Below are 5,897 nucleotides of genomic sequence, written 5' to 3' on the forward strand. Positions count from 1 at the left end.
TTTAGTTGAAGGCTCTGATTTAATTAAGGTGCATCTACCATTTATTAATCCGCTTTGTTGATTCCCATATCCGGGAAAATTAAACTTCTAAGCATATTTATTTTATTCTCAAATTAAAAAATATCAGCAATAAAAAAGCCATCAGCTTTTAGTTGAAGGCTCTGATTTAATTAAGGTGCATCTACCATTTATTAATCCGCTTGATTGATTGCCATATCCGGGAAAACTAAACTTCCGAGCAAAATTATTTTATTCAAAAATTAAAAAATACCAGCAATAAAAAAAGCCCCCAACTAAAAGCTGAGGACTGTGATTTAATTAAGGTGCATCTACTATTTATATATCCGCCTTAATTATTGCTGCATCAGGAAGAATTGAAAAAAAGATGGATGGCAGTGGAATTGATTTCATTAGCTACAAAAGTAGTACTAGTCTCAACGAGGATAACCTGCGGTTTTTGACTAGGTAATCATTGACAAACTTCACAATAATTTTACAATAACCCCGAATTTACCCTAAATACATAAAGTTTCTGTTAATATCTCTGATATGATATCCGCAATAGTACTATTTTAGTTTATTAGTTGGGTGTATGACTATAAAAGTTAGACGCACTCAACTCGATGAAGCGATCGCAATTTCTATTAGCCCTTGCTAGTCTTAGCATTGTCGGGGGAAGCTTTTTTTTGAGAACAAATTTTAGCAGTACTAGCGAACCTAAAATAATAACTGATACATCACGGTACAAAGAAATTCGTAATCAACTATGGTCTGATAATGAGCAAGTAAAACATTTTCCTAATGAGATTCCTCCTGATGCCAAAGACGTTCACATTGCTTACTCTCCCGAATTTTTGCCAGGAGGTAGTTTTTTTCAAATTAGGCTGAAACAGCCACAAAAAAAAATAGAAAAATTACTGTCACAATACAGAAATAGTGCAAAGCACGAATATAGGGGTGGTAACACAAACGACCACATAAACCAGCCTAACGGCGTGCCGACAACTTTCTTCTACACCAGTGACTCTCATACGGAATCTTTTCCAGCTACTTATGAAATATTGGTATTAAATGCAGAGGACAAAGGTAGACCTGGCTTCAAATGGAATCATGGAGATAGCTACGGGGTCGCAATTAATAGTTCAGCCTCAGAAATTATCTATTGGTCTGAAAAATGGTAATTAACAATTCAAATTCATTTTGAATCGCCATAATAAAAATCATTAGTCTCTAATTCAAAGGTTTTTGTCACCCCTCAGCAAATATGCTCTTGACCGTAACTGTATAATAAGCAACAAAGTGAGATGCTTTTGTTATACAGGAACCCATCTCACTGGTACAGTTAATAGTGTTGTGTTCAATTCACGATAAGTTAAGCAAGAGAGGTGTGCAAAATGAAAAATATAGTAAAGAGTCTCCTTGATGAACGGACAAAATCGACTATTAGATCATCTGAACTATATCAAGCTTTATACAATAGAATGCATTCAAGTAAGCTAGCTGTTGCAGGTAAAAGGCTTGATATTTGTGCCAATGAAATTGCTATCTATCTGCTTCAGGCTGGTAAAGAGAAATATGTATTGCGTGATAAAATTTGTCTTGAAATTGGAAGTGGATGGTTACTGACTCATTCGTTAGTATTTTACCTTCTTGGAGCAAAGAAGGTTTATGCAACGGATGTTTACCCGTTATTACAACCCGAAAATATTTTAAAAGCCGTGTGTAAGTCTGTAGATTGGAGTATCTTAGATAGTCTATCTACATTTGAAGATCGCGAGATTATCCACTTACGTTTAAAGAAACTGCTTTCATTAAGAAATTTATCCGTAGAAGTCTTACGAGACTTGGGCATAGAATACATTGCTCCAATTGATTTGTCTCAAAAACTACCTAGTAAAGAGAGAATAGATTTCATATTCTCCAAATCTGTGTTAGAGCATGTGCCAGTTGATGATGTTGTGCCACTTTTAGAAAATCTTGTAAGTAGCCTTTCTGAAGATGGCTTTATGTTCCATCTCATTCATTTACTGGATCACAAAAATTTAAATGAAAGACCATTTGATTTCTTTGTTTATCCACAGGAAGCCTACTCTAGAGAATTACAATCAAGGTGGGGAAATCGAATTCGACGAAGCCAATGGAAGCAGATATTTTCTAACCTTAAGCATTTAGACTCTAAATTTGTATTTGAGTGGTCGTGCAAGGACGCAGAATTACCAGAAAAAATCGACTCGTCTATTGAATATACAGATGAAGAAGATTTAAGAATCTCTCATATTGGTGTAGTTGGAGAATTCACATAGCTTCCGAAAGTTAAGTCTTAGGGAAGGAGAAGTTTTGAGTGGAGGAAGCCTCCACTCAGATTTCAGTGCTAAATGCTGCTTTTACCCTTTTGGATATATCACTTTGGGTAGTTAAAACTTATAGCCAGCATAGCTAAGATTTTAATGGTGGTTAGAAACTATCTTAATATGTAGAATGCCAACTGCTTTAATTACTGGTGCCTCTAGTGGTATTGGTAAAGCTTTTGCCCAGGAACTAGCTGGACGCAAGACAAATCTTGTACTCGTTGCTCGTTCCGAAGAGAAACTAAGCCAATTAGCTAAACAACTACAAGAACAACACAAAATTCAAGTAGACGTTATAGTAAAAGACCTCACAGAACCTAATGCAGCATCTGCTGTATTTGATGCCACTAAAGAAAAGGGATTAAGCATTGACTTATTAATCAACAATGCTGGTTTTGGTTACTATGGCGACTTTGCTGAAGGGGATGGAGAAAGACAAATTAAAATTGTACAATTAAACATTTTAGCATTGGTAGACTTAACCCATAAATTTCTACCCTTGATGCGGCAACGTCGTTCTGGAAGTATTATTAACGTATCTTCTATTACCGCATTTCAACCGATACCATACCTTTCTGTTTATGCTGCCAGTAAAGCTTTTATTCTCAGCTTTAGTGAAGCATTGTGGGCAGAAAATCGTCAATATGGTGTCCGTATTTTAGTTACTTGTCCAGGCCCAATAGAAACAAACTTTTTTGCAGAAGCTAATTTTCCTCCAGCGCTGGCAAGCAGTACAGATAAAGTGTATTCTTGCGAAAAAGTGGTTTGGGAATCTTTAGAGGCTTTGGAAAAAGGGTATCCAACTGTTATTACTTCTGATACTAACACTCAAATTAGAAGCAGATTATCTCGGCTCGTACCGCGCAAACTTCTGCTGAATATGTTAGCAAAACGCTTTCAAGGCTAAGTATATAGTTAGAAGTTAGGAGTTAGGAGTTAGGGGTTTGGAGTTAAGAGTTAGGAGTTAAAGAAAGTGGTGAATTTAAAACTCCTAACTTTTCACTATTAACTTCTCACTTCTCACTCCTCGCTTATTATATAGGACTTCTACTTGATTTTTGAACAAAACTCAGTACATCTTTATTCCTTCTTCCCTGTTCCCCGTTCCCTGTTCCCTCTCTCTACGAGTGATTCAGGAATCAAATCGGATTTCTATATATATCTTGTTAATTGAACTCGGTAACGGTCTTTTTTAGTAACGGCGATTTCCCCAACTTCTAAACGTCCTTTAGAGCGAATGGCGATTAAGTCGCCTGATTTCAGTTGAGAACTAGCTTGGGTAACTTCCTTCCAATTGACGCGAACATCACCAGCATCAATGAAATCAACCATTTTGCTGCGGGACATGCCAAAACCAGCAGATGCGATCGCATCTAATCGCAAAGAAGCCTCCACAGTAGTTAATTCTTTTTTCTTGGGTTCCCGAACCTTTAATTCAGTTACCTCAATCTGCTGAGTTTTCACAGAAACCGATCGCACCTGTTGAAGACTCATTGACAAAAATTCCACCAACTCTGGTGCGACAATCGCCTGCGCCCCTCGTTCTCCCAAGACAATAATATCTCCCGTCTTTTCACGAACAATTCCCGTTCCCAACATTGCGCCTAAAAAGTCGCGGTGAGAGGCGGTATCAAACAGGAAATTACCAGCAATTTCCACGGCGACAAGGCTGACTTGAGATTGATCTAAGGGAAGTTCCGAACGAGCGATCGCTATTCTTTGGCGTTCAGCTTGCGGATATCCACCCCACGCCGCCAATTGCACTTCTGTTAATCGGTTAAACACCCGTTGAATTTCCGCCAATTCTGGGGGAGATAGAAAATCAGTCAAAACCACTTCCCAAGTTTTGATGGCTTGTTCGGCTTGGTCAATTACACGAGCTACACTATCTCGATTTTCAACACCTTTTAAAAGTTCTTCTCGTGGCAACATTCTTAAAAATTATGAGTTATGAATTGAGAATTAATCTGCTATAACTATCTTGATTCTAACTTTCTAACGCGATTACTGACGGAGACATTACTTAGCCGACGCGATCGCACTCTGTTTGGGATTTGCCTGTTTGGTTGTCGTGTTAGTGAAGCGTTATCGAGGCAGCATGATTGTCTGGAGAATGAGAGATAATTCTCTTGAGTTCTGTTCTGGGTTACTGAACTTCTGATGGGCGGCTTTCGCCGCTCAGAGTTCTCTCTGCTGCCTCAAAAGCAAATCCCTGCTGAAACTCAAGTCGCTGTGTCGCGATGTGTAAACTATGATTCATTCAATACACAGTATTTGTGTCAGCATAACCTTGGATATTTTCTGGATCAAACTGACGTAAAATTCGGGTTGCTTGCCGAGTTAGAGTTTCAGAACCTTGAACGGCAACTAAGTATTTACCCGCATCCAAGCGGTTCCGATAAGGTAAAGCATCACCACCACCTACGAGTAAACCGACTCCACCACCGACAACTACACCACCCATCGCACCACTAGCAGCACCCAGCAGTCCGCCAACGATGTGATTGCCAACTTCACCCGCCCAGGCAAAAGTATCTAAACCAGTGATGAGGCTGAAGGTAAAACCTGCAAAAAAGCCAAATGGTATCAGCCAGGTTGCCATCAGTTTTGCTTGCTTTTTAGCTTGGTCTTTGGGGTCAATTAAGCCAAACTCGTCAGCCGTTTTATACCCCCTCCCCAAAATAGTACTGTTTATGCCATCTTTTTCTAAAGCTAAGTAAGCAGCTTCGGCTTGAATGCGGTCTGGTAATACGGCAACAAGGTAATTCATTGATTTTACAATTTGTCTAATAGAAGTTTTGCCTTAACTAACAGCGTATCAGTCCTGGTCGAATCAATTGCAAACCGCGCTCGCACAAGTTAAATCTACATGGGCTGATCACTTTAGCGAATCTAGCGGCTCACAAAAATTGTTCACGCCTTGCTTGAGGACATAGATCAAAACTGGCGTTGCCAAAATCTTCGGAAACGTCGGCGTTGCTTTGAGATGTTCCATCATCTTTTGAAGTGAAGTATTAAGCAAATCTTCCCGATATTCTTGTTCGCAAATGACCACACGCCATTTTCTAGCCAAGGCATCTAACCACTCGGAATTTGCTCTTTCTGGTTGTTGTCCTGCTCGGATAGCTAGCGTCATCGCCGCATCTTCTAAATCTCCATCACAGTCTTCAATCAAATCCAGCGCTTCCATATCGCTGGGATCATCTGCCAATTGAGAGCGAAACTGTGCAATCTCTTGAGATGTTACTTTAGTCATGAGTGTTTGACAAGGCGAGCGAACACTCAGTTATGTTAGTCCAATTTTGACCCAAAAACTAGACGCAGAGCCAATGGATTTAGACGAATGGATAAGTCGGTAGTGGCTTTAGCCGCCTTCAGTTTTCTTGCTTAGACATAGGAGTGTAAATTAAAAAAATTGACTTTGAGAAAGAGTTTTAGCCTTAACCCAAGCGTATTGCCTCCTACTCATCTTCATCCCCGTCCTCAGATTCATCTTCATCCCCGTCCTCAGATTCATCTTCATCCCCGTCCTCAGATTCATCTTCATCC

6 protein-coding genes are annotated in these 5,897 nt (G+C 39.4%); 3 read left to right on the plus strand and 3 right to left on the minus strand.

The window, feature by feature from the left end; all coding sequences use genetic code 11:
• The first annotated feature begins 623 nt into the window (after window positions 1-623).
• The 3 genes from HWQ41_RS29245 (at window position 624) to HWQ41_RS29255 (ending at window position 3,255) form a co-directional block, all read left to right on the plus strand.
• On the plus strand, window positions 624-1,181 hold the full coding sequence (locus HWQ41_RS29245; protein WP_292770833.1) for a hypothetical protein: 558 nt from the start codon (window positions 624-626) through the stop codon (window positions 1,179-1,181).
• A 213-nt stretch (window positions 1,182-1,394) separates the two neighbouring features.
• Entirely contained in the window at window positions 1,395-2,303 is a 909-nt protein-coding gene (locus tag HWQ41_RS29250) for a hypothetical protein (RefSeq protein WP_292770835.1), read from the plus strand.
• A 175-nt stretch (window positions 2,304-2,478) separates the two neighbouring features.
• Window positions 2,479-3,255 (plus strand): SDR family oxidoreductase, encoded by a 777-nt coding sequence (locus HWQ41_RS29255; RefSeq protein ID WP_292770837.1) that lies wholly within the window; start codon window positions 2,479-2,481, stop codon window positions 3,253-3,255.
• A 245-nt stretch (window positions 3,256-3,500) separates the two neighbouring features.
• Here the strand turns inward: HWQ41_RS29255 and HWQ41_RS29260 are convergent, their stop codons facing one another.
• The 3 genes from HWQ41_RS29260 to HWQ41_RS29270 all read right to left on the minus strand — a co-directional run bounded on the left by HWQ41_RS29260 (window position 3,501) and on the right by HWQ41_RS29270 (window position 5,604).
• Window positions 3,501-4,280 (minus strand): photosystem II S4 domain protein, encoded by a 780-nt coding sequence (locus HWQ41_RS29260; protein WP_292770839.1) that lies wholly within the window; start codon window positions 4,278-4,280, stop codon window positions 3,501-3,503.
• A gap of 328 nt (window positions 4,281-4,608) precedes the next feature.
• Complete coding sequence (locus HWQ41_RS29265; RefSeq protein ID WP_292770840.1) at window positions 4,609-5,118, minus strand: hypothetical protein; 510 nt, start codon at window positions 5,116-5,118, stop codon at window positions 4,609-4,611.
• Window positions 5,119-5,226: 108 nt separating this feature from the next.
• Window positions 5,227-5,604 (minus strand): hypothetical protein, encoded by a 378-nt coding sequence (locus tag HWQ41_RS29270; protein ID WP_292770842.1) that lies wholly within the window; start codon window positions 5,602-5,604, stop codon window positions 5,227-5,229.
• Window positions 5,605-5,897 lie beyond the last annotated feature (293 nt).

The sequence above is a fragment of the Nostoc sp. NOS(2021) genome (assembly GCF_017115025.1).
Classification (GTDB): domain Bacteria; phylum Cyanobacteriota; class Cyanobacteriia; order Cyanobacteriales; family Nostocaceae; genus Nostoc.

What these genes read in the sequence shown, in the direction of transcription:
- HWQ41_RS29245 (WP_292770833.1), top strand. Translation starts at nt 624, where the DNA reads ATGAAGCGATCGCAATTTCTATTAGCCCTTGCTAGTCTTAGCATTGTC.
- HWQ41_RS29250 (WP_292770835.1), top strand. Translation starts at nt 1,395, where the DNA reads ATGAAAAATATAGTAAAGAGTCTCCTTGATGAACGGACAAAATCGACT.
- HWQ41_RS29255 (WP_292770837.1), top strand. Translation starts at nt 2,479, where the DNA reads ATGCCAACTGCTTTAATTACTGGTGCCTCTAGTGGTATTGGTAAAGCT.
- HWQ41_RS29260 (WP_292770839.1), bottom strand. Translation starts at nt 4,280, where the DNA reads ATGTTGCCACGAGAAGAACTTTTAAAAGGTGTTGAAAATCGAGATAGT.
- HWQ41_RS29265 (WP_292770840.1), bottom strand. Translation starts at nt 5,118, where the DNA reads ATGAATTACCTTGTTGCCGTATTACCAGACCGCATTCAAGCCGAAGCT.
- HWQ41_RS29270 (WP_292770842.1), bottom strand. Translation starts at nt 5,604, where the DNA reads ATGACTAAAGTAACATCTCAAGAGATTGCACAGTTTCGCTCTCAATTG.